Here is a 20,148-nt window from a genome sequence, read left to right as displayed (position 1 = left end):
AGAACCAAAATGAATGCTTCCAACGCGCCGGCCTTTTCCGCTCCGGTTTCCCCGTCGCTCGACGTACCCGTGCCCATTCCAGTGCGCGAGGTGCTGCCCTGGGCCGTGTTCATCGGCCTGATTCTGTTGATCGCCATCTATTTCGTCGGGGCCGAGCAGGGCGCGACGTCGATTTTCTCGGGCACCTACGTCCACGAATTCGTTCACGACGGCCGGCATCTGCTCGGCTTTCCGTGCCACTGAGGTCCCGTCATGATTCGCACTTTGCTGATACGCGGCATGATCGCGGGATTGGTCGCGGGCCTGATCGGCTTCGGTTTCGCGCGTGCGTTCGGCGAGCCATCGGTGGCGCGCGCGATCGCGTTCGAGGAGCAGCATGAGCATGTGCAGGCGCCGCATGAACATGACCATGCCGATGCATCGGCTACAGCAGCGCATTCGCACGATCACGGCGACGAAGAACTCGTTTCACGCGATACCCAAGCGGGCCTCGGTCTGCTGACCGGCGTTGCCGTATTCGGCACCGCGCTGGGCGGTCTGTTTTCGCTCGTGTTCGCGTTCGCTTATGGACGGCTCGGTGCCCTGCATGCGCGCGGCACGTCGGCGCTGCTGGCGTTGTTCGGCTTCGTGAGCGTGGCCATCGTGCCGTTTCTCAAGTACCCGCCGAATCCGCCGGCAGTGGGCAATCCCGAGACCATCGGGCCGCGCACGGCGCTCTTCTTCGGCATGGTGGCCATTTCGATCGCGGCGGCTGTGTTCGCCGTGCGGCTCCAGCGGCGCATACAGGCGCGGCATGGCGGCTGGAACGCGACGCTCATCGGCGCGGCGGCGTATATCGTCGTGATCGTCGTGGCGCAGGTTGCGTTGCCCCGTATCGATGAAGTGCCCTCCGAATTCTCCGCATCGCTCTTGTGGAATTTCCGGCTCGCCGCGATCGGGATTCAGGCGCTGATCTGGGCCGCGCTCGGCCTCGTGTTCGGCGCGCTCGCGGCGCGGGAACTGGAACGGCCGGCAGTCAGGCGCATGGCCGCGGCTTGAACGGCCGCGTTGCCTATTTCGTTATCGCCGCACGCCGCGCAAGCAGTTCGTCGAACAAGGCGAGTTTCGCGGCGTCATCCATCGCGCGGAAGGTCTTGATCTCTTCGCGGCTTCGAAAGCAGCCGAGGCACAGCCCGTTATTGGCATCGAGCTTGCAGACGTCAGTGCAGGGCGAGCCGACTGGCTGCTGAGTTCTGGCGCGTTCGATCGTGAATGCGAGGTCGAGCGGCGTGCGAATGTCTGGCGTGGTCGTCATAGTGATTCACCGCGAAAGAGCGCGGCGGCTGCGGCCGGATTCGACGGCCAGTATGCGTGCATATACGTGGCCGTGACCGGGCCGTGTCGATAAAGCGCTTCGCCCGATGTGCTGGTGGTCGCGTGCGTTGCCTGAAGCGTGGGCTGCATCGGCGTCTGCAAGGTCGAGTAGTGGAACGTGTGGCCCGTCATCGGGCCGTGCGTCGTGTCGATGCGCTGCATCGCGAGGCGCGACAGCTTGCGTTGCATCGCGGCGTCGCCGGGCAGAATGCCGAGCATCGCGTGCCGGGTGCCTTCGATGTCAGTCAGCGTGTCGAGCAGATACAGCATGCCGCCGCATTCCGCGACGACCGGTTTTGCTTGCGCGACGTGTTCATCGATGGAAGCGCGCGTGCGCGAATGCGCGGCGAGCGCGGCGGCATGCAGCTCGGGATAGCCGCCGGGAAGATAGAGCGCATTGGCATCGGCGGGCGCGGGTTCGTCGGCGAGCGGCGAGAACCTGCTGATGCGCGCACCCATCGCGACGAGCAGATCCACATTCGCCGGATAGACGAAGGAAAACGCGGCGTCGCGCGCAATCGCGATATGCAGGCCTTCGAGCAGACGCGGCGGTGCGGGAAGCGTGGCATCGTCGAAATGAACCGGCGGTGGCAGATCGGCGAGCGCGGTTTGCGCGATGGCGTCGGCGGCGCGTTCGAGCCGCGCGTCGAGGCCCGCGACTTCTTCGGGCTGCGTGAGACCGAGATGACGTTCGGGCAATGCGATATCGTCGGCATTCGACAGATGGCCGCAATAGCGCAAGCCCTCGGGAATCGTCTCCGACAGCATTTGCGCATGACGCGCCGACGCGACGCGATTCGCGAGCACGCCATGAAACGGCACGTCCGCGCGATAGCGCGCGAGCCCGAACGCGATGGCGCCGAAGGTTTGCGCCATGCCGTGCGCGCCGATCACCGCGAGCACGGGCACGTTGAACGCGGCGGCGAGATCGGCGCTGCTCGGCGTGCCGTCGAACAGACCCATCACGCCTTCGATGAGAATGAGGTCCGCCTCGCGCGCCGCGTGCGCGAGCAATGCGCGGCACGCGTCGAGCCCGACCATCGACAGATGCAGCGAATAGACGGGCGCGCCGCATGCGCGTTCGAGGATCATCGGATCGAGAAAATCCGGGCCGGTCTTGAAGACGCGCACCTTCAGGCCACGTCGCGTGTGATGGCGCGCGAGCGCGGCCGTCACCGTGGTCTTGCCTTGATGCGACGCACTCGCGCCGATGAAAAGAGCGGGGCAGTCCGGCATCGCGCTTAGAATTCCACGCCGCGTTGTGCCTTCACGCCCTGCTCGCGATACGGATGCTTCACGAGGCGCATCTCGGTGACGAGATCGGCGAGCTCGACGAGCGCATCGGGAGCGTGGCGTCCCGTCACGACGACATGCAGCATTTCGGGCCTTGCCTTCAGCACGTCGAGCACTTCGTCGAGCGGCAGATATTCATACTTGAGCACGGTGTTCAGTTCGTCGAGCACGACCATCTGATACTCGCCGCTTTCGATCATGCGCCGCGCCTCGTTCCAGCCTTTGCGCGCGGTGGCGATATCGGCTTCGCGGTTCTGCGTGTTCCAGGTGTAGCCGTCGCCCATCGTGATGAAATCGCAATGCGCGATCGCGCCGAGGAAATCGCGTTCCGACGTATGCAATGCGCCTTTGATGAACTGCACGACGCCGAGTTTCATGCCGTGGCCGAGGACGCGGACGGCCATGCCGAAGGCGGCTGTGGTTTTGCCCTTGCCGTTGCCGGTATTCACGATCAGCAAGCCTTTCTCGTGGTCGGCGGCGGCCTGTTTCTTTTCGTGGCCTTCCTTGCGGCGCTGGGTCATGCGCAGATGCGATTCGGTATCGGTTTTCACGTGAACTCCGAGGGGGATGGGGCTTGGGGGTGGGTTTTGTCGCCGGATCCCGTATTGGTGTTGGTCTATTAGCGTTGCCCCTGTGCGGGGCGGCAGTCACTTTCTTTGCTGCTGTGTATGGACCGGAGACATGGGTAACACCTGTTCCAGGACATGGGTAACACTTCGGACGAATAGTTCGTCCGGAGTAGATCATGTCTTGGGATAGCAAAAACACCATGGAATTGCGGCTTGAATTCGTAAAATTTGCGACACAAGAGGGGGCCAATCGGCGCGCCTTGTGTCGTCAGTACGGCGTCAGTCCGAAGACCGGCTACAAATGGATCAGGCGCTTCGAGCAGGGCGATACCGCGTTGGCCGATCAGCCTCGACGTCCCGTTCGTAGCCCAACGCGTACTGCTGCTGAACTTGAAGCAAGGGTGGTTCAAATGCGTGAAGCGCAGCCCGCGTGGGGTGCGGCCAAGATTGCCCGTCGCATGAGCGATCTGGGTTGTGCGCAGACGCCTTCGCCAAGTACCGTGACGCGCATCCTGCATCGGCACGGCTTGATTATGGCCGAGGCCAGCGCGGACGCTTCGCGATGGCAGCGCTTCGAACACGAGCACCCCAATGATCTTTGGCAGATGGACTTCAAGGGCTGCATCGAACTCGACAACGGTCGACGTTGCTGTCCGCTCACGGTGCTTGATGATCACTCTCGCTTCGATCTCGCGCTCGACGCATGTGGCAGCACGCCCACGCGGGTGGTGCGCGAGCACCTGCGCGCAGTATTTCGCCGATACGGACTGCCGCTGCGCATCAATATGGACAACGGTCCGCCATGGGGCAGCCCGGCGCGACCGGGACAACTGACTGCCCTGGCAATCTGGCTGATCCTGCTGCAAATCGGTGTCTCGTACAGCCGGCCCAGGCATCCGCAGACCAACGGGAAAGACGAACGGTTTCATCGGACGCTGAAAGCTGAACTGCTCGCGGGGCGACACTTCAGGAATTTGAAGAGCGCTCAGCAGGCGTTCGATGCATGGCGCAACGTGTACAACCACGAACGACCGCATCAGGCGCTGGGCATGGCCACGCCGATCTCGCGCTATCGAACGAGCCCGCGCGCGTATCCGGAACGTCTGGCGCCGATCGAGTACGGCGACGCCGACACGGTGGTTCGAGTGGGCGTCAACGGCGAGGTGTGCTTCAAGTCGCAACACTTCAAGGTTTCGAGCGCGCTGGCTAACCTGCCTATCGCCTTCAGACCGTGCGCGGGAATCGACGGTAGCTACGACGTGTACTTTGCTCATCATCGAATCGATACCATCAGCTTGAAGCAACGCGGCAAAAGGAGCTAAATGTGTTACCCATGTCTCCGGTCTATACACTGCTGCAAAGAAAGTAACCAAAGAAAGCAGCCTGATACGCCCGCGGTCACACGCAATTTGGGTGTTCTTCTCGTTGTTCGTGGCCTCTGTAGCGAGTGCCCTCGTAGGCCTAACCGGGCTTGGACCGCGCACGGTCTGTCACATCGCACCACGTGCGCGACTGGTTCAGCACCAAATAGCTCCGGCCCGCTACGCGGCCGATGGGTGCATCGGGGATGCGCGTGCTTCTGCGTATCCATTTTCTCGTCGGTTTCCCTTGCATACCCAACGGCAGCGCGCAGCGCTGTGCCGAAGCTATTTCGTGCTGAACCAGCGCGCTTAAACAACTAGCTAGTCAGACCGTGCGCGGTCCAAGCCCGATTAGGCCTACGAGGGCACTCGCTACTGAGTGCCACGAACGAGGAGAATAGTGGCCAAATTGCGTGTGACCGCGGGCGTCTCGAGCTGCTTTCTTTGGTTACTTTCTTTGCAGCAGCAAAGAAAGTGACTGCCGCCCCGCACAGGGGCAGTGCTAATAGACCAACATGATAACGGGATCCGGCAAAAGCCTATGAATCTTTTCCAGCAAGCGAGCCCAGTCCACGCGTTAATTCTGCGCTAACAGACGGAGTGCATCATGCCAACAAGCAATCAGGCAATGAAGCAACCACCGACATCGGGAGCAAGGAAATGGACGCGATCTACCTATATCTGGAACTCGTAGCGCTGGCGATTCTCGCCTGGCTGTGCCGCGACAAGCTGATATCCGTCGTCGCCAAACCGGCGGCCGGCAAGGACGCCCCCCGCACGACCGTCAAGTCGCGCCCGCGCAGGACTCGCGCGCCAGTGCGATCGCGACGGTTACGCCACAACCGATCGTCTTTGGCACGATGAGCGTGCGCGCGTTGCCCGCGAGCAACGCGCATGGCTCGCATACGCCGTCCACGTTCAGATGCTTCGCCGCGTGTTGCGAAATCACGGTGCGCGGCGCCCGCGCGATCTCATCGGCGCGATAGAAACACAACGGCAAACGATGACGCTCGCAGAACGCGAGCAAACCCGCTTCTTCCCGCTTCGCGTCGATGCTCGCGACGATCGCGATATCGCCGAACGCATGCGTACCGAGCGCCATCCGCACGGCGTGTTCGATCGCATCCGCGCTGACGCCGCGCCTGCATCCAATTCCCACCGCGAGCCGCGCGATAGCGGATTCCATGTCGATCCGAAGCGTGTGAAATTTAAAAAAAGCGCGCTAACATTAACACAGCACGTCGCGCGCGCGGCCCTTCCATTCTTGACGCTCGTAGCCGCCGGGCCTAGACTTTCACGCAGTTTTGGTGCTCGCGCGCGGATTCTCTCGCGCGCAGTTAAACGGGAAGCAGGGCGCGTTCCATTCCGCCGATCGAACGGACGTCAACCTGCGCTGCCCCCGCAACGGTAAGCGATGCCCCGGTATGTGCGATGTTTTCATCGCATGTATGGGGAGCCGGCTTCGAGGCCACTGCGCGTGTAACGCGCGGGAAGGCGAAGCGGCGTGGTCGTCAGCCCGGATACCGGCCAGACTTTCAGAAGGATCGCTGCCGCGGGGATGCGGCGCGGTCCGTGATCCATCGAAGCGTGTGTTTCCTTTTTGTCCAGCAGCGTTGCCACGCATCGCGCGACACGAAGCGCACGCACCTGAAAAGCCATGGAGCTACGATGCAAACCCGCAAGATCCCCGTTACCGTCGTGACCGGTTTTCTCGGCAGCGGCAAGACCACGCTGATGCGGCATATCCTGTCCAACGCGCAAGGAAAGCGCATCGCGGTGATCGTCAACGAGTTCGGCGAACTCGGCATCGACGGGGAAATCCTCAAGGGCTGCGGCATCGGCTGCGACGATGAAGCCGGCTCGAAAGACCGCAATCTGTACGAACTCGCCAACGGTTGCCTCTGCTGCACCGTGCAGGAAGAGTTCTATCCGGTGATGGAGCAGCTCGTCGAGCGGCGCGACAGCATCGATCACGTACTGATCGAAACGTCCGGACTCGCGTTGCCGAAGCCGCTCGTGCAGGCGTTCAACTGGCCGTCGATCAAGAACGCCTTTACCGTCGATGCAGTCGTGACCGTCGTCGATGGTCCCGCTGCCGCGAGCGGCCAGTTCGCGGCGAATCCCGTCGCCGTCGATGCGCAACGCAAAGCCGATCCGAATCTCGATCACGAATCGCCGCTGCACGAATTGTTCGAGGATCAGCTTGCGTCGGCGGATCTCGTCATCGTCAACAAGACCGATCTCATGGATGCCGACGCGCTGCGAAAGGTCGAAGCGCTCGTGCGTCCGGAGATTCCGCCCGAAGTGAAGATCGTGCCCGCGCAGATGGGCAAGCTCGATGTGCATACACTGCTCGGGCTCGAAGCGGCATCGGAAGAGACCATTCATCTGCGGCACGATCATCACGGCGCGCCCGACGATGAAGGCCACGCCGATCATCACCATGACGAGTTCGATTCGGTCGTTGTGCATGGCGAGGTCGAATCGCGCGAACAGGCGATTGCCGCCTTGCATGCGCTCGTCGAGCATCACACGATCTATCGCGTGAAGGGCTTCGCGGCGCTGCCGGGCGCTGCGATGCGGCTCGTCGTGCAGGGCGTCGGACGACGATTCGACAGCTATTTCGATCGCCGCTGGGAAGCCGGCGAAGCGAAGACGCAAAGCCGTTTCGTGCTGATCGGCGAAGACCTCGAACGCGATGCATTGCAGCGCGCGTTCGATGCCGCGCTCGCGGGCACGCCGGCGCAGGTCTGACGCGATGCATCTGCTTCGCACCACGCCGGGAGGCTTTGTCGACGATACGCAAGGCGTGATGCGGATCGAGCAGACGCGCGCGCCAATCGTCGTGCTCAGTTCCGCCGACACCACGCTCGCGTTGCTCGCGAGCGTATTCCCGCGCCTGGAAGCGGACTTTCCCGAGGTGCGGCTCGCGAATCAGTCGTTTCTGCGTCAGCCCGCATCGGTCGATTTCTACGTCGACGATGTATTGCGTCACGCAAAGGTCGTCATCGTCGATCATCTCGGCGGCGAATCGTACTGGCCTTATGGCATCGAGCGAATCGTCGCGCTCGCGAAAGAGCGCAAGCAGATGCTGGCGATGTTCTCGGGCGATCTCGCGGAAGACCCGAATCTGACCGCGAAAAGCACGGCGGACGCGGCGTTCTGCCGTGAGTTGTCGCGCTATCTGCGCGAAGGCGGCGCGCGCAACGCGGAAGAATTCCTGCGTTCGATCGCGTATGCCGCATTCGGTTTCGGGCGCGAACCGCAACGCCCGAGCCCGTTGCCCGCGGTAGCGATCTATCATCCCGAACGCGATATCGCGGCCATCGAGGACTGGCAGGCGCGCTGGACCGAAGGCGCGCCGGTCACCGCGATTCTGTTTTATCGCGCGCATTTGCAGTCGGGCAATACCGCCGTGTTCGATGCGCTGATCGAAGCGCTCGAACAGGAAGGCATGAATCCGCTGCCCATTGCGATTTCGTCGCTGAAGGAAAGCGTGAGCCGTGAAGTGGTCGAGCGCTTGTGCGCGGAGCATCACGCATCGCTCGTATTGAACACGACCGCGTTCGCCGCGAGCGTGATCGGCGAAGACGATGCATTCGAAGTCGCAGGCGATGCGCCCGTCCTGCAAGTCATTCTGAGCGGCGGCAATCGCGACGACTGGCAAAAGGACAATCACGGCCTGAACTCGCGCGATGTCGCGATGCATGTCGCGCTGCCCGAAGTCGATGGCCGCATCATCACGCGCGCGGTGAGCTTCAAGGGGCTCGCGTATTACTGCAAGCACACGCAGGTGGATGTCGTACGCTATCAGGCCGATGCGGAGCGCGTGCGCTTCGTCGCCGAACTGAGCCGCCGATGGTGCAGGCTGCGCCACACGCCGAACGCACACAAACGTATCGCGCTCGTGCTCGCGAACTATCCGGCGAGCGAAGGGCGCATCGGCAATGGCGTGGGTCTCGATACGCCCGCATCGGCAATCGGCATTCTGTCGATGCTCGCGCGCGAGGGTTATCGCGTGGGCGAGATTCCGGTGCATGGCGATGCGCTCATTGCGGCGCTTACCGAAGGCGTGACCAATGATCCCGTCGTGCGCGATTTGCGCCCTGCGTTGCAGAGCCTTTCGCTCGACGAGTATCTCGATGCGTATCGCTCACTGCCCGCCGATGCGCGCGCCGCGCTGGAAAAGACCTGGGGCGCGCCCGAAGACGATCCGACCATCAGACGCGGCCGCTTCATGATTGCGGGCTATCGCTGCGGTGAGGTATTCGTCGGCATTCAGCCTTCGCGCTCGCGCGCACGCAACGATTACGCGAGCTATCACGACGCCGAACTCGTGCCGCCGCATGCCTATCTCGCGTTCTATTTCTGGCTGCGTCTACGCTTTCAGATGGATGCGCTCGTGCATGTCGGCAAGCACGGCAATCTCGAATGGCTGCCGGGCAAGAGCGTCGCGCTGTCGTCGTCATGCTGGCCAGACGCGATCCTCGGACCGATGCCGCATCTCTATCCGTTCATCGTGAATGATCCGGGCGAGGGCAGCCAGGCGAAGCGTCGCGCGCAGGCGGTGATCATCGATCATCTGATGCCGCCGCTCACGCGCGCCGAAAACTACGGGCCCTTGCAGGATCTGGAGCGTCAGGTCGACGAATACTACGAAGCGTTGATGGTCGATGCGCGCCGCGCGAAACTGTTGCGCAAATCGATCCTTGAAAACATCGTCGAGAACAGGTTGCATGAGGAGCTCGGGCTCGATGCGCCGCGCGATAGCGTCGGTGAAGATGCGCTGCTCACGCGCGCCGATGCCTACCTCTGCGAACTGAAGGAAGCGCAGATTCGCGACGGCCTGCATGTGTTCGGCGTCTCGCCGCAAGGCGTGCAGCGTCGCGATACGCTGCTCGCGCTCGGCCGCTTTCCAGTCGGCGACGGGCAGGGCAGCAACGCGAGCCTCATCACGGCGATCGCGCGCGATCTGCAGTTGCCCGCCGATTTCGATCCGCTCGATGCCGACTGGGCTGCGCCGTGGCACGGACCGCGTCCGCGCGCGCTCGTCGAAACAAGCGATGCGCCATGGCGTCATCACGGCGACACGCGTGAGCGCATCGAATGGTTCGCGATGCAACTACTGTCGGACAACGATGCCGTCGCGCCTGGTCCGCATGCATCGCTCGTGCTCGAACGCCTGCGTGGCGACGTGCTCGCGCGGCTCGATGCGTGTGGTCCGCAAGAGCTTTTGCAACTGAAGCGCGGTCTGGAAGGACGTTTCGTGCCGCCGGGTCCGAGCGGATCGCCGTCGCGCGGTCGGCCCGACGTGTTGCCCACGGGCCGCAACTTCTATTCCGTCGATACGCGTGCCTTGCCGACGCAGGCGGCGTGGTCGCTCGGCCTCAAGTCGGCGAATGCGCTGGTCGAACGTCACGTGCAGGATCACGGCGATTTTCCGCGCGCGATCGGTCTGTCCGTGTGGGGCACGGCAACGATGCGTACGGGCGGCGACGATATCGCGCAAGCCTTCGCGCTGATCGGCGTGCGGCCGAAGTGGGCCGCGGGCAGTCATCGCGTGACCGACTTCGAGATTCTGCCGATCGCCATCTTCAACAGGCCGCGCATCGACGTGACATTGCGCGTGTCGGGCTTCTTCCGCGACGCATTCGCCAATCTGATTCATCTCTTCGATGCGGCCGTGCAAGCGGTCGCCGAACTCGACGACGAACCCGCCGACGTCAACCCGATCCGCGCTCGCATCCTGCGCGAACGCGACGAACTCATCGCGCGCGGCATCGATACGAAGGAAGCGCGGCGTCGCGCGGGCTGGCGCGTGTTCAGCACGAAGCCCGGCGCATACGGCGCGGGCCTGCAAGAGCTGATCGACGCGAAGCAATGGCACACCGATGCGGATCTCTCCGCCGCGTATCAAAGCACGGGAGGCTACGCGTATTCGCAAACCGGCGATGGCGTCGAAGCGCGCGCGAGCTTCGGCATGCGGCTATCGACGCTCGATGTCGTGCTGCAGAATCAGGACAACCGCGAACACGATCTGCTCGATTCGAACGACTATCATCAGTTTCAGGGCGGCATGGTCGCGGCCGTGCGCTATCTGTCCGGCGTGCAGCCACAGGCTTATAACGCGGATCACAGCAATCCCGCCGCGCCGCGCGTACGCACATTGAATGAAGAGATCGCGCGCGTGGTGCGGTCGCGCGTCGTCAATCCGAAGTGGATCGACGGCGTGAAGCGCCACGGCTACAAGGGCGCGTCCGAGCTTGCCGCGACCGTCGATTATCTGTTCGGCTATGACGCCACCGCGCGCGTCGTGTCGGATCATCAATACGCGCTCGTCACCGATGCCTATGTGAACGATGAGGACACGCGCGCGTTCATTGCGCAACACAATCCCCACGCGCTGCAATCGATCTGCGAACGCCTGCTCGAAGCGATGCAGCGCGGCTTGTGGCAGGAGCCTGCCGATTATCGCGAGCAGGTCGAACGGCATCTGCTCGATATCGAACAGCGCATCGAAGGCCGACAACATTGAATCCACTCACTTTTCCCTTTACCGCGCTCGTGGGTCAGGAGCCGCTGCAACAGGCTTTGCTTCTTGCGGCGGTCGATCCCGCGCTAGGCGGCGTGCTTGTCAGCGGGCCGCGCGGCACAGCGAAATCGACGGCTGCGCGCGCGCTCGCGGAGTTGTTGCCTGAAGGGCGGCTCGTGACCTTGCCGCTCGGCGCGAGCGAGGAGCAGTTGATCGGCACGCTCGACATTCAAAGCGCGTTGCGCGATGGCGGCGTGCAGTTTTCGCCAGGCTTGCTCGCGAAAGCGCATCTGGGCGTGCTGTATGTCGACGAGGTCAATCTGCTGCCGAATCCGCTCGTGGATCAACTGCTCGATGTCGCGGCGAGCGGCGTGAACATCATCGAGCGCGATGGCATTTCGCATCGGCATGACGCGCGGTTCGTGCTGATCGGCACGATGAATCCGGAAGAGGGCGAGTTGCGTCCGCAATTGCTCGATCGCTTCGGGCTCGCTGTTGAGATGAGCAACTCCTTCGATGCGAGTGTGCGACAGCGCATCGTGAAGGCGCGTCTCGCATTCGATACGGATTCCGATGCATTCCGCGCGCTGCATGCAAGCAAGCAGACGTCGCTTAGCGCGCGCATTCATGCGGCGCGTGCGGCGCTACCGTCATTCGATTTCGACGATGCGGTGCATGCGCGCGTGAGCGAACTTTGCATCGAGGCGCACGTGGATGGTTTGCGTGCGGACATCGTGATGTTGCGCGCGGCGCGGGCGCTGGCTGCGTTCGAAGGTGCATCGAAGGTGGTCGTGACGCATGTCGAGCGTGTCTCGGATGCGGTGTTGAAGCATCGGCGGCGAGAGGTTGAAGCGCCTGCGCGTGAACCGGGCGCGCGTGAATCGACGCAGCGCGATACAGGTTCGGGCGATTCGGACTGGGGTTATCTGCCGCCTGAGCCGACTGGAACCGCGAAGATCAAGCAAGTGAGGCCGTTGCCCGCAAAAAAAGCCTGAGCCATCGAAGGCGCGACGCGGATGCCATCAACGTGGGGCATCGCCTTCGATGGAACGAAGCGCGTACGAAAGGCCGTTTCGCCGTACGCGATGGGGAACGCAGTGCGTCCATCGACTGGCTGGCGACCTTGCGCGCGAAGCGTTCTGCACGCTTGGATAGCGAGCATCTGCGCTATCGACGCACGCAGGGCGACGGCGCGGTGCTGCATTGCTTTCTGCTCGATTGCTCCGGTTCGATGCTCGCGGGCGAACGGCTCGCGCGTGCGAAAGGCATGCTCGTCGCGTTATTCGATCGGGCTTATCGCGAGCGTGCTGAAATCGCGCTCGTGTGTTTCGGCGGCGGGCGTGCGCAGGTGCGTCGGCAGCCGGGCGCGGCGCATTGGTTCAATGAGCGCTGGGTTGCGCCGATCGCCGGTGGCGGCGGCACGCCGCTCGCGCTCGGGCTGGCGAGCGCGGCGACGGTGCTCGAGCGCGCGGCGAGGCGCAGGCCGTCGCAGCGGCGCAGGCTTTGGGTGCTGACCGATGGGCGCACGAATGAAAGGCCGGCGGCGCCGGGATCGGCGGATGAGATCGTCGTTGTTGATTTTGAAGAGGGGTTGGTGCGTGTGGGGCGATGTAGCGAGTTGGCGCGTCGTTGGGATGCGGATTATTGCGTTGCGGATGAGTTAATTGTCAACGCGGGCCGTTAGGCAAGTGGATTGAGCAATCAGTTGTCGGTTGACATTAGGTTTGTCTGATTTTCCCGCGAATAGGAAGAAACGAGCATTCTCGACTCTATAATTGCGCGCGCGTTTCAAATTCTGTTCGTTGAAAATGGTTAGGATGGCAGATGTATAGACCGATGTTTGCTGCCGCGTGGGCGGCATCGATGCAAATTTACGATCCCTCGGACCCTGAAGGAAAAGTCGCGAATGTGATCGGCGGAAAGGTGGCGTGGAATATCAGGGACGCCGATATCGAATCCAGATGGAAGAACACGTGCGCGGTTCGCATGAGTTATATCCTGAATCACTCCGGCGTGACGATACCGGCAATCGCCGGAAGGACGGTCACAGGCGCCGACAATCGAAGATATTTCTATCGTGTGATCGACCTCATTCCGTTTCTGAAGCAACGTTGGGGCGTGCCCGAAACGATGGCGTATCCGCCGTCCGGCGGCGGTAAGCTGGCCGGCAAACGAGGGGTTATTCTCTTCGAGACATCCGGATGGCGAGACGCTCAAGGCCACGCGACCTTGTACAACGGTATTACTTGCTACGACAGTTGTTACTTTAACGAACCAGGATCCGCCTACAGGACTGATCGGGCGCATTTTTGGAGCCTGACATGATCCGGCGCAGTATCTATACGATTCTGGCTTTGGCGTGTGCTGCGGTCAGTGCTCAGGCGCTCGGGGAGGTAAGAGATTCGCCCGAAGCGCCTGCACGCACCTATGCTCAGAACTACAGGGACATGGTTCTGGCCACATGCGTCGCGATCGCGTACAAAGGTAGCGATGACGCAGCGATCGATGCCGGAAGCAGCGTAAGCGCGTTGAGAGACTGGACCCTTTACGATCTGGACATGCATCCCGAGGCAATGGGAGCTTTGGTGCGAAAGTATTTGGCTCGCGACTACTACAATCCGCTGGTCGAGGCGGAAGTAAAGGGGAGAGATATTCGCTTCGACTTTTTGAAATGCCTCGACTTGTATCACAGCAAGGAACTGGATCGACTGGTCAAGCAATTGGTGATAGATCCCAATCAGACCATCCGGTCTCGCTTGAAACAGGACAAGCGCTGATTCCCTTGGAGCTTGTCATGAAACGCTGGTTCAGATCCATCACGCTCCCGCTTTGCTTCTGTTGCTCCGCAATGGCCCACCAATCCGCGCATGCGAGCGATTCCCCCGAAGCCTACAAACGAACCTTTGGTCAAAACTTCAGAGACATGGTGCTCGCGATCTGCGTGACGACAGCCTATAAAAACAACGCTGAAGTGGGGAAGGACGCCGGAAGCAGCGTGACGGGGTTGATCGAATGGACCTACTACGACATGGATCATCCCGAGGCGATCACTGCACTGGTGAAGAAGTATTTGTCTCGCGACTACTTCAATCCATTGGCAGAAGCGGAAGTGAAGGGTATTCGCTTCGACTTCCTCAAATGCCTTGACCTGTACCACAGCAAGGAACTGGATCGTCTGGTCACGCGACTGGTCCCTCACCCGAACTGGACCGTCCGTGACCAAGCCAAACACGACAAACGCTGATTCCCTTGGCCGCCTTCACCCATACCACCGCGGCGTATAAACCCAATCCCCCACCACCCGCGTGGTCGACGACCCCACGATCACCATCGTCCGCATATCGACGAGTTCGCTTTTCAGTTCGCCCAGCGTAACGACACGCAGCGCTTCGGCCGGCCGCCCGATATCTCTCCCAAGCACGACGGGCGTCCCCACGCCACGATACCGCTTCACGATTTCAATCGCACGATCGAACTGCCAGGGCCGCGCCTTCGACAGCGGGTTATAGAACGCCATCACGAGATCGGCTTCGCCCGCATGCGCGATGCGCTTCTCGATCACGCTCCAAGGCTTCAAATTATCCGACAACGACATCACGCAAAAATCGTGGCCCAGCGGCGCACCCGCACGCGCGGCCGTTGCAAGCGATGCCGACACCCCCGGCACGATCGCGAGTTTCACCGCGCTCCACTCGGGATACGCAGCGCGTCCTTCGTCGAGCGCTTCGAGCACGGCAGCCGCCATCGCGAACACGCCCGGATCGCCCGATGACACCACGACCACACGCCGTCCTTCGCTCGCCAGTTCGAACGCGTGACGCGCACGCTGCAATTCCTCGCGGTTGTCGGTGATATGCACGCGCTGATCGTCGCGAAACGGGCCGGCCATGCGAACGTAGGTCTCATAGCCGAGCACGTCTTGCGCGGCGGCAAGCGCATCTTTCGCGGCGGGCGTCATCAGTGCGGCGCTGCCGGGGCCGAGTCCGATCACCGTCAGCGTGCCGCGCGCGCGGCCTATCGATTGTGCATCGATGGGCGCATCTTGCACCTGCAAGCCGATTTCGCGCGCATCGCTCACATCGAACGGCGCGGCATCGCAAAAGCGCAGCGGCACATCGAGTGCGTGAGCGGCATCGGCAAGCGATTGCGATGCCATGTCACGCACGGGCGCGCACAACGCCGCGAGCGCGAGCGGCGCGAGACCGCGATCGCGCAATGCGCGACGCACGCGTTCCCCGATGTCGTCATCGCGCGAGACATTGTCGATCCACGCCAGCACGCAACGCGGATGAATCACGAGACTATCCGCGTCGCTTGCGGCAAACGGCGTGACGCGCACCGCGCGGCGCGCATCGTCGGCGCGAGGCAGCGCGGCATCATCGAGCCAGGGCGCGTGGCCTTCGACGCGCGTCGTCTCGCCCGCGAGCAAGTCGGACACGAAGCGCTTGCCTTGCTCGATATCCGCGAGCGCATAACCTTCCGGCGGCGCGAGCAGACATTGCCCGAAGCGCAGTTCGCCGCTGGTCGTGATCGCGGGCGCGACGTCGAGCGCGGTGCCGATCTCGCGCGCCAGTCCATTCACGCCGCGCATGCCGCCGAGCAACGGCACCACCGCGCTGCCATCCTGTGCGATGGCGAGCACAGGCGGCTCGGCGCCTTTGTCGGCGAGACACGGCGCGAGTGCGCGAATCACGATGCCCGCGGAGCACAACGCGACGACAGGCGTTCCCGCTGCATACAGCTCGCGCACATGCGCGCCGAAATCGTCATAAGCGATGTCCGCGCTCACGCGGCTCGCGAGTCCATGCACGCGCGATTCCGGAAAGCGCGCCTGGATGCGCCGCGCGGTCACGAGCGCGCCCGCACCCAGCACGACGATCGCCAGTGGCGTGGAAGCGATCATGCGCGCCATTTCTTCCCCGGCACGACGAGCAGCGAAAAATACGGCGACGCCATCGGATCGACGTCATCGAGTGGCACGATGCGCTGATTGGCCATCGTCGCGCGCTCGACATACAGCGCGCGCTCATCGAGTCCGAGCTCGCCGAGCACGCGCCGCACCTTCTCGAAGTTGCGTCCGAGTTTCATGATGACAGCCGCATCCGCCGCTTCGAGACGACGCTTCAGCTCGTCTTCCGGCAACACGCCCGACAGCACCGACAGACTCTGATTGCGATACACGAGCGGCACGCCCAATACCGCGACTCCGCCGAGCATCGAACACACGCCGGGCACGACCTGCGCATCGAAGCGACCGGCGAGCCGATCGTGCAGATACATGTACGAGCCATAGAAGAACGGATCGCCTTCGCAGATCACTGCGACGTCGCGGCCGGCTTCGAGATGAGCGGAGATCGTGAGCGCGGCCTCGTCGTAGAACGCGCTGATGATCGTCTCGTAGCAGAGCGGCGACTCCAGCGCCTCGGTCGTCACCGGATAGACGAGCGGCAGGCGCGTCTGGGTATCGTCGAGATGCGATTCGATGATGCCGAACGCGTTGCCTTTCTTGCCCTTCGCGACGAAATACGCGACCACGGGCGCAGCCTTCAGCAGGCGCAACGCCTTCACGGTGATGAGTTCCGGATCGCCAGGACCGACGCCCAGTCCAAAAAGACGTCCGCTCATCATTCGGCCTCCGAAGCAAGTGCGTTCACCGCTGCGGCCGCCATCGCGCTGCCGCCGCGACGGCCGAGCAAGGCGACGAAGGGCACGCCGCGGCTATCGGCGGCGAGCATCGCCTTGGATTCCGCCGCGCCAATGAAGCCGACCGGAAAGCCCAGAACGAGCGCGGGCTTCGGTGCGCCGGCATCGAGCATGTCGAGCAGATGAAAGAGCGCGGTCGGCGCATTGCCGATTGCGACGATCGCGCCTTCGAGATCCGGCCGCCACAGTTCGAGCGCGGCGGCTGAGCGCGTGTTGCCCATCGCGCGGGCGCGCTCGGGTATCGACGGGTCGCTCAACGTGCAGACGATGCGGTTGTCGGCGGGAAGCCGCGCGCGCGTGATGCCCTCGGCGACCATGCGCGCGTCGCACAGAACCGGCGCGCCGGCTGCGAGCGCGCGTCGGCCCGCATCGCCCGCGCCGGGAGAAAAGCGCAGATCGCTCACGATATCGACCATGCCGCACGCATGGATCAGGCGTACCGCGAGCTTTTCCAGATCGGCGGGAATGGCGGCGAGGTCGGCTTCGGCGCGGATCGTCGCGAACGACTGGCGATAAATCTCCGCGCCGTCGCGGATGTAGTCAGGCATCGGCATGGCTCCGGGCGAGCCGTGCGGCCGCCTCTTCGATAGTCAGATTGCGCGCGACGATGCGGCCGTCGCGATGAAAGTCATAGCGTCCCGGCGCGACCGCATAGAGCGTCACCGGGACCGGATGCGCCGCCGCGCACGAACGCTCGCAGCCGCTAAGATGCACCGGCGTTTCGTCGTGCGCGGGCAGCAGCGGGGCGAGGCGATGCGCGTCGGCTTTGGTGTCGGCGTGGCTTTTTGCGCAGCCCTCGGAGCCCGCGCACGCGATCAGGCGCGCGAGCGGATCGCGCGGGTCGGTGGCGAGCCCGAGCGCGCGCAAGGTTTGAAGCACTTCGTGCGTGTCGCTCTGCGCGATGCCCGGCAGCAGCACGCTTTGCCACGGCGTCATCGTCAGAAGGCCTTCGGCACGCGTGTCGGCGAGATCGGCGAGGGCTTCGAGCGTGTGCGCGTCAAGGCGTCCGAGCGGCGTCTGCGCGCCCGCGTACCACGTCGCGCGATGCGGTTCCGCGTGCGCGCCGAGCCGCAGCGATGCATCGGCGGGGGCGCGTCGCCAGGTCTGCAAGTCCGCGTCGAAATCGAATCCTTCGAGAAATTGCGCGACGCCGACACGCGCGAGCAGATCGCGCATACGATGTTCTTCAGGCGTGGCGAGCGCGAGAAACCGGTGCAGCGCGCGCACAGCGAACGTCACCAGATTCGCGCGCGGCACCGCGCCGAGCGCGCACTGCGACATCGTTCCCGCGAAACCGAAGGCGAAGCGCGCGCCGTCGTCGAATGCGGAGAACCAGAGATCGTGGGGATGATCGAGCATCGCGAGACGCTCGCCGGCATCGAGCTGCAACGCGAACTTGGGCGACAGCGCGTGCAACGAGGCATCGGCCTGCATCGCGTCGATGATGTTCGCGGCGAGTGCGCGCGTGGCGTCGCTCGCGAGCGGACTCAGCATCACGTTGCGGATGTCGTCGGCGCTCGCGGTCGACGGGCCGAGGCCCGCGTCGAGCGCAATGTCGATCAGCGCGGCGTGGGCGTCGTCGCGGATGCCGCGCAGTTGCAGGTTCGCGCGATTGGTCACTTCGATCACGCCCGAGCCGCAGGCCCGCGCCGCACGCGCGACGGCTCGCGCCGCGTGCGTGCTCAGTGCGCCGCCCGGGAGACGCAGACGCGCGAGGCCGCCATCGCGCGCGGGCACGATGCGCGTCAGGCCCGGACACGCCGAAGCGCGCGGGGCGGCGTTGAGCGATGGGCGGTCGATTGAAGTCAAAAGCGGGACCCGTTGGGCTTCGCGCGTGATGAGCGAACCGGTACACCCCGCCCGGTCGGCGTCGCGCGAAGCGATGAGTCGGCAGGTCTCTTGGCTGGCAGGTCTTCATTCGCGCCGGCCTTCCCGGTAAAAACCAGTGGCAGTGGAGCGCGGACTCGCTGCGTACAATTGCGGGGGCAGCCACAGTTTTGCTGTGTTCCCTCTTAGGCCCCAACGGGCACCGACGGACCTGTATTATGCCCGCTTTTATCGACCATCCAGGCGCTTCAGGGCACAAGCCCGAAGCGCGATTCGAATCGCAAGGAGGCGGCGCATGTCGACCTGGCTGACCGTGGTGGGGATCGGCGAAGACGGCTGGCACGGCCTTTCCCGGCTGGCGCGCCGCGCGCTGCTCGAGGCGCAATCGATCCACGGCGGCGAGCGCCATCTCGCGCTGCTGCCCTTGCGCATCGCCGCGCGTCGCGTGCCGTGGCCGAAGCCCTTTTCGATCGATGCCGTGCTCGCCGGGCGCGGCGACGGCAAGACGCGCATATGCGTGCTCGCGAGCGGCGATCCGATGTGCTTCGGCGTCGGCGCAACGCTCGCGCGTGAAGTCGCCAATGGCGAAATGCGCGTGATTCCCGCGCCGTCGTCGCTGTCGCTGGCGGCGGCGCGTCTGCGCTGGGCGTTGCAGGACGCGGTGTGCGTGTCGCTGGTCGGGCGGCCCGTCGCGTCGCTCCTCGCGAGCCTGCATCGCGGCGTGCGCCTGCTCGTGCTGAGCGCCGACGGCACCACGCCCGCCGCCGTCGCCGCGCTGTTGACCGCGCACGGATTCGGCGCGAGCCGCATGACCGTGTTCGAGCATCTGGGCGGCGACCACGAACGCCGCATCGACGAGCGCGCCGACGACTGGCGCGAGCCGCTCGTCGCCGCGCTCAATCTCGTCGCGATCGATTGCCGCACGCATGCGGGCCACGCCGGTCCGCCGCTCACGCCCGGTTTGCCCGATGACGCCTATCGTCACGACGGCCAGCTCACGAAGCGCGACGTGCGCGCCGTGACGCTCGCGCATCTCGCGCCGCAGCCGGGCGAATTGCTGTGGGACGTGGGCGCGGGCTGCGGCTCGATCGGCATCGAATGGATGCGCGCGCATGGCGCGTGCCGCGCGATCGCGATCGAAGCGAACGAGAGCCGGCAGCGTCTCATCGAATCCAACCGCGATGCGCTCGGCGTGCCCGCGCTGCAACTCGTGAAAGGCGAAGCGCCCGCCGCGCTCGACGGCCTGCCCGCGCCCGATGCCGTGTTCATCGGCGGGGGACTGACCGTGCCGGGCGTGCTCGATGCCTGCTGGACGCGTCTGCGTCAGGGCGGCCGCCTCGTCGCCAATGCGGTGACGCTGCAAAGCGAAGCGGCGCTCGTCGAATGGCGCGCGCGGCATGGCGGCGAGCTGACGCGCATCGGCATCGCGCAGGCGGAGCCGCTCGGCAGTTTCGATACGTGGCGGCAGGCGCTGCCGATCACGCTGCTGCACGCCAGCAAACCATGATGC

General features: G+C 63.9%; 19 protein-coding genes and 2 riboswitches. Of the genes, 11 read left to right on the top strand and 8 right to left on the bottom strand.

The features are described from left to right. Positions 1-9 precede the first annotated feature (9 nt). Together NK8_RS19005 and NK8_RS19000 are read left to right on the top strand one after the other, a co-directional pair. Positions 10-243: a CbtB-domain containing protein gene (locus tag NK8_RS19005; RefSeq protein WP_162067618.1), complete on the top strand. Its 234-nt coding sequence runs from the start codon at positions 10-12 to the stop codon at positions 241-243. 9 nt (positions 244-252) lie between these two features. Next, positions 253-1,038, top strand: a complete 786-nt coding sequence (locus tag NK8_RS19000; protein WP_213228955.1) for a CbtA family protein — start codon at positions 253-255, stop codon at positions 1,036-1,038. Positions 1,039-1,051: 13 nt separating this feature from the next. On the opposite strand, the gene NK8_RS18995 is transcribed toward NK8_RS19000, so the two are convergent. The 3 genes from NK8_RS18995 to cobO are packed head-to-tail and all read right to left on the bottom strand — an operon-like array spanning position 1,052 to position 3,197. After that, positions 1,052-1,294 (bottom strand): DUF1289 domain-containing protein, encoded by a 243-nt coding sequence (locus NK8_RS18995; RefSeq protein WP_213228953.1) that lies wholly within the window; start codon positions 1,292-1,294, stop codon positions 1,052-1,054. Beyond that, on the bottom strand, positions 1,291-2,589 hold the full coding sequence (locus NK8_RS18990) for a cobyrinate a,c-diamide synthase (protein WP_213228951.1): 1,299 nt from the start codon (positions 2,587-2,589) through the stop codon (positions 1,291-1,293). Before NK8_RS18990 ends, NK8_RS18995 begins: the two co-directional genes overlap by 4 nt. A gap of 5 nt (positions 2,590-2,594) precedes the next feature. Further along, positions 2,595-3,197: a cob(I)yrinic acid a,c-diamide adenosyltransferase gene (gene cobO, locus NK8_RS18985; protein ID WP_213228950.1), complete on the bottom strand. Its 603-nt coding sequence runs from the start codon at positions 3,195-3,197 to the stop codon at positions 2,595-2,597. Positions 3,198-3,391: 194 nt separating this feature from the next. Here cobO and NK8_RS18980 point away from each other — a divergent pair, with 194 nt between their 5' ends. Beyond that, complete coding sequence (locus NK8_RS18980; RefSeq protein WP_213228948.1) at positions 3,392-4,537, top strand: IS481 family transposase; 1,146 nt, start codon at positions 3,392-3,394, stop codon at positions 4,535-4,537. A gap of 823 nt (positions 4,538-5,360) precedes the next feature. Here the strand turns inward: NK8_RS18980 and NK8_RS18975 are convergent. Further along, positions 5,361-5,762: a cobalamin biosynthesis protein gene (locus NK8_RS18975; RefSeq protein ID WP_213228946.1), complete on the bottom strand. Its 402-nt coding sequence runs from the start codon at positions 5,760-5,762 to the stop codon at positions 5,361-5,363. Between the two features lie 102 nt (positions 5,763-5,864). Then, a riboswitch (cobalamin riboswitch) is annotated at positions 5,865-6,123 on the top strand. Between the two features lie 121 nt (positions 6,124-6,244). On the opposite strand from NK8_RS18975, the gene cobW reads away from it, so the two are divergent. From cobW to NK8_RS18940, 7 genes are all read left to right on the top strand, one after another. Next, complete coding sequence (cobW, locus tag NK8_RS18970) at positions 6,245-7,330, top strand: cobalamin biosynthesis protein CobW (RefSeq protein ID WP_213228944.1); 1,086 nt, start codon at positions 6,245-6,247, stop codon at positions 7,328-7,330. 4 nt (positions 7,331-7,334) lie between these two features. Further along, on the top strand, positions 7,335-11,111 hold the full coding sequence (gene cobN / locus NK8_RS18965) for a cobaltochelatase subunit CobN (RefSeq protein ID WP_213228942.1): 3,777 nt from the start codon (positions 7,335-7,337) through the stop codon (positions 11,109-11,111). After that, positions 11,108-12,103, top strand: coding sequence for an ATP-binding protein (locus tag NK8_RS18960; protein ID WP_213228940.1), 996 nt, complete (start codon positions 11,108-11,110; stop codon positions 12,101-12,103). The genes cobN and NK8_RS18960 overlap by 4 nt, the downstream gene beginning before the upstream one ends. 119 nt (positions 12,104-12,222) lie before the next feature. After that, positions 12,223-12,792 carry a VWA domain-containing protein gene (locus NK8_RS18955; protein ID WP_213230420.1) on the top strand — a complete coding sequence of 190 codons (570 nt, stop codon included), beginning with the start codon at positions 12,223-12,225 and terminating at the stop codon, positions 12,790-12,792. A gap of 140 nt (positions 12,793-12,932) precedes the next feature. Beyond that, a complete protein-coding gene (locus NK8_RS18950) occupies positions 12,933-13,433 on the top strand; it encodes a type VI secretion system amidase effector protein Tae4 (protein WP_213228938.1) in 501 nt (166 codons plus the stop codon). Then, on the top strand, positions 13,430-13,885 hold the full coding sequence (locus NK8_RS18945) for a type VI secretion system amidase immunity protein Tai4 (RefSeq protein WP_213228936.1): 456 nt from the start codon (positions 13,430-13,432) through the stop codon (positions 13,883-13,885). The genes NK8_RS18950 and NK8_RS18945 overlap by 4 nt, the downstream gene beginning before the upstream one ends. 71 nt (positions 13,886-13,956) lie before the next feature. After that, entirely contained in the window at positions 13,957-14,352 is a 396-nt protein-coding gene (locus tag NK8_RS18940) for a type VI secretion system amidase immunity protein Tai4 (protein ID WP_225936332.1), read from the top strand. 15 nt (positions 14,353-14,367) lie between these two features. On the opposite strand, the gene cobJ is transcribed toward NK8_RS18940, so the two are convergent. The 4 genes from cobJ to cobG are packed head-to-tail and all read right to left on the bottom strand — an operon-like array spanning position 14,368 to position 18,620. Next, on the bottom strand, positions 14,368-16,020 hold the full coding sequence (gene cobJ, locus NK8_RS18935; protein WP_213228932.1) for a precorrin-3B C(17)-methyltransferase: 1,653 nt from the start codon (positions 16,018-16,020) through the stop codon (positions 14,368-14,370). Next, positions 16,008-16,736, bottom strand: coding sequence for a precorrin-2 C(20)-methyltransferase (locus tag NK8_RS18930; RefSeq protein WP_213228930.1), 729 nt, complete (start codon positions 16,734-16,736; stop codon positions 16,008-16,010). The genes cobJ and NK8_RS18930 overlap by 13 nt, the downstream gene beginning before the upstream one ends. Continuing rightward, positions 16,733-17,359: a precorrin-8X methylmutase gene (locus tag NK8_RS18925; RefSeq protein WP_162067607.1), complete on the bottom strand. Its 627-nt coding sequence runs from the start codon at positions 17,357-17,359 to the stop codon at positions 16,733-16,735. The genes NK8_RS18930 and NK8_RS18925 overlap by 4 nt, the downstream gene beginning before the upstream one ends. After that, the gene (gene cobG / locus NK8_RS18920; RefSeq protein WP_213228928.1) at positions 17,352-18,620 is read right to left on the bottom strand and encodes a precorrin-3B synthase; all 1,269 of its coding nucleotides are present in this window, start codon (positions 18,618-18,620) and stop codon (positions 17,352-17,354) included. The genes NK8_RS18925 and cobG overlap by 8 nt, the downstream gene beginning before the upstream one ends. A gap of 62 nt (positions 18,621-18,682) precedes the next feature. Further along, positions 18,683-18,860, bottom strand: a riboswitch (cobalamin riboswitch). A gap of 73 nt (positions 18,861-18,933) precedes the next feature. Between cobG and cbiE the strand changes: the two genes are divergently transcribed. Continuing rightward, entirely contained in the window at positions 18,934-20,145 is a 1,212-nt protein-coding gene (cbiE, locus tag NK8_RS18915; protein WP_162067605.1) for a precorrin-6y C5,15-methyltransferase (decarboxylating) subunit CbiE, read from the top strand. Positions 20,146-20,148 lie beyond the last annotated feature (3 nt).

This window comes from Caballeronia sp. NK8, assembly GCF_018408855.1.
Lineage (GTDB): Bacteria > Pseudomonadota > Gammaproteobacteria > Burkholderiales > Burkholderiaceae > Caballeronia.
Note: the sequence above shows the minus strand (reverse complement) of the source record. Positions and strands in the feature narration are given on the sequence as shown.

What these genes read in the sequence shown, in the direction of transcription:
- cobN (WP_213228942.1), top strand. Translation starts at nt 7,335, where the DNA reads ATGCATCTGCTTCGCACCACGCCGGGAGGCTTTGTCGACGATACGCAA.
- cobW (WP_213228944.1), top strand. Translation starts at nt 6,245, where the DNA reads ATGCAAACCCGCAAGATCCCCGTTACCGTCGTGACCGGTTTTCTCGGC.
- NK8_RS18990 (WP_213228951.1), bottom strand. Translation starts at nt 2,589, where the DNA reads ATGCCGGACTGCCCCGCTCTTTTCATCGGCGCGAGTGCGTCGCATCAA.
- cobJ (WP_213228932.1), bottom strand. Translation starts at nt 16,020, where the DNA reads ATGGCGCGCATGATCGCTTCCACGCCACTGGCGATCGTCGTGCTGGGT.
- NK8_RS19000 (WP_213228955.1), top strand. Translation starts at nt 253, where the DNA reads ATGATTCGCACTTTGCTGATACGCGGCATGATCGCGGGATTGGTCGCG.
- NK8_RS18940 (WP_225936332.1), top strand. Translation starts at nt 13,957, where the DNA reads ATGGCCCACCAATCCGCGCATGCGAGCGATTCCCCCGAAGCCTACAAA.
- NK8_RS18925 (WP_162067607.1), bottom strand. Translation starts at nt 17,359, where the DNA reads ATGCCTGACTACATCCGCGACGGCGCGGAGATTTATCGCCAGTCGTTC.
- NK8_RS18950 (WP_213228938.1), top strand. Translation starts at nt 12,933, where the DNA reads ATGTATAGACCGATGTTTGCTGCCGCGTGGGCGGCATCGATGCAAATT.
- NK8_RS19005 (WP_162067618.1), top strand. Translation starts at nt 10, where the DNA reads ATGAATGCTTCCAACGCGCCGGCCTTTTCCGCTCCGGTTTCCCCGTCG.
- cbiE (WP_162067605.1), top strand. Translation starts at nt 18,934, where the DNA reads ATGTCGACCTGGCTGACCGTGGTGGGGATCGGCGAAGACGGCTGGCAC.
- NK8_RS18930 (WP_213228930.1), bottom strand. Translation starts at nt 16,736, where the DNA reads ATGATGAGCGGACGTCTTTTTGGACTGGGCGTCGGTCCTGGCGATCCG.
- NK8_RS18945 (WP_213228936.1), top strand. Translation starts at nt 13,430, where the DNA reads ATGATCCGGCGCAGTATCTATACGATTCTGGCTTTGGCGTGTGCTGCG.
- NK8_RS18980 (WP_213228948.1), top strand. Translation starts at nt 3,392, where the DNA reads ATGTCTTGGGATAGCAAAAACACCATGGAATTGCGGCTTGAATTCGTA.
- NK8_RS18995 (WP_213228953.1), bottom strand. Translation starts at nt 1,294, where the DNA reads ATGACGACCACGCCAGACATTCGCACGCCGCTCGACCTCGCATTCACG.
- NK8_RS18975 (WP_213228946.1), bottom strand. Translation starts at nt 5,762, where the DNA reads ATGGAATCCGCTATCGCGCGGCTCGCGGTGGGAATTGGATGCAGGCGC.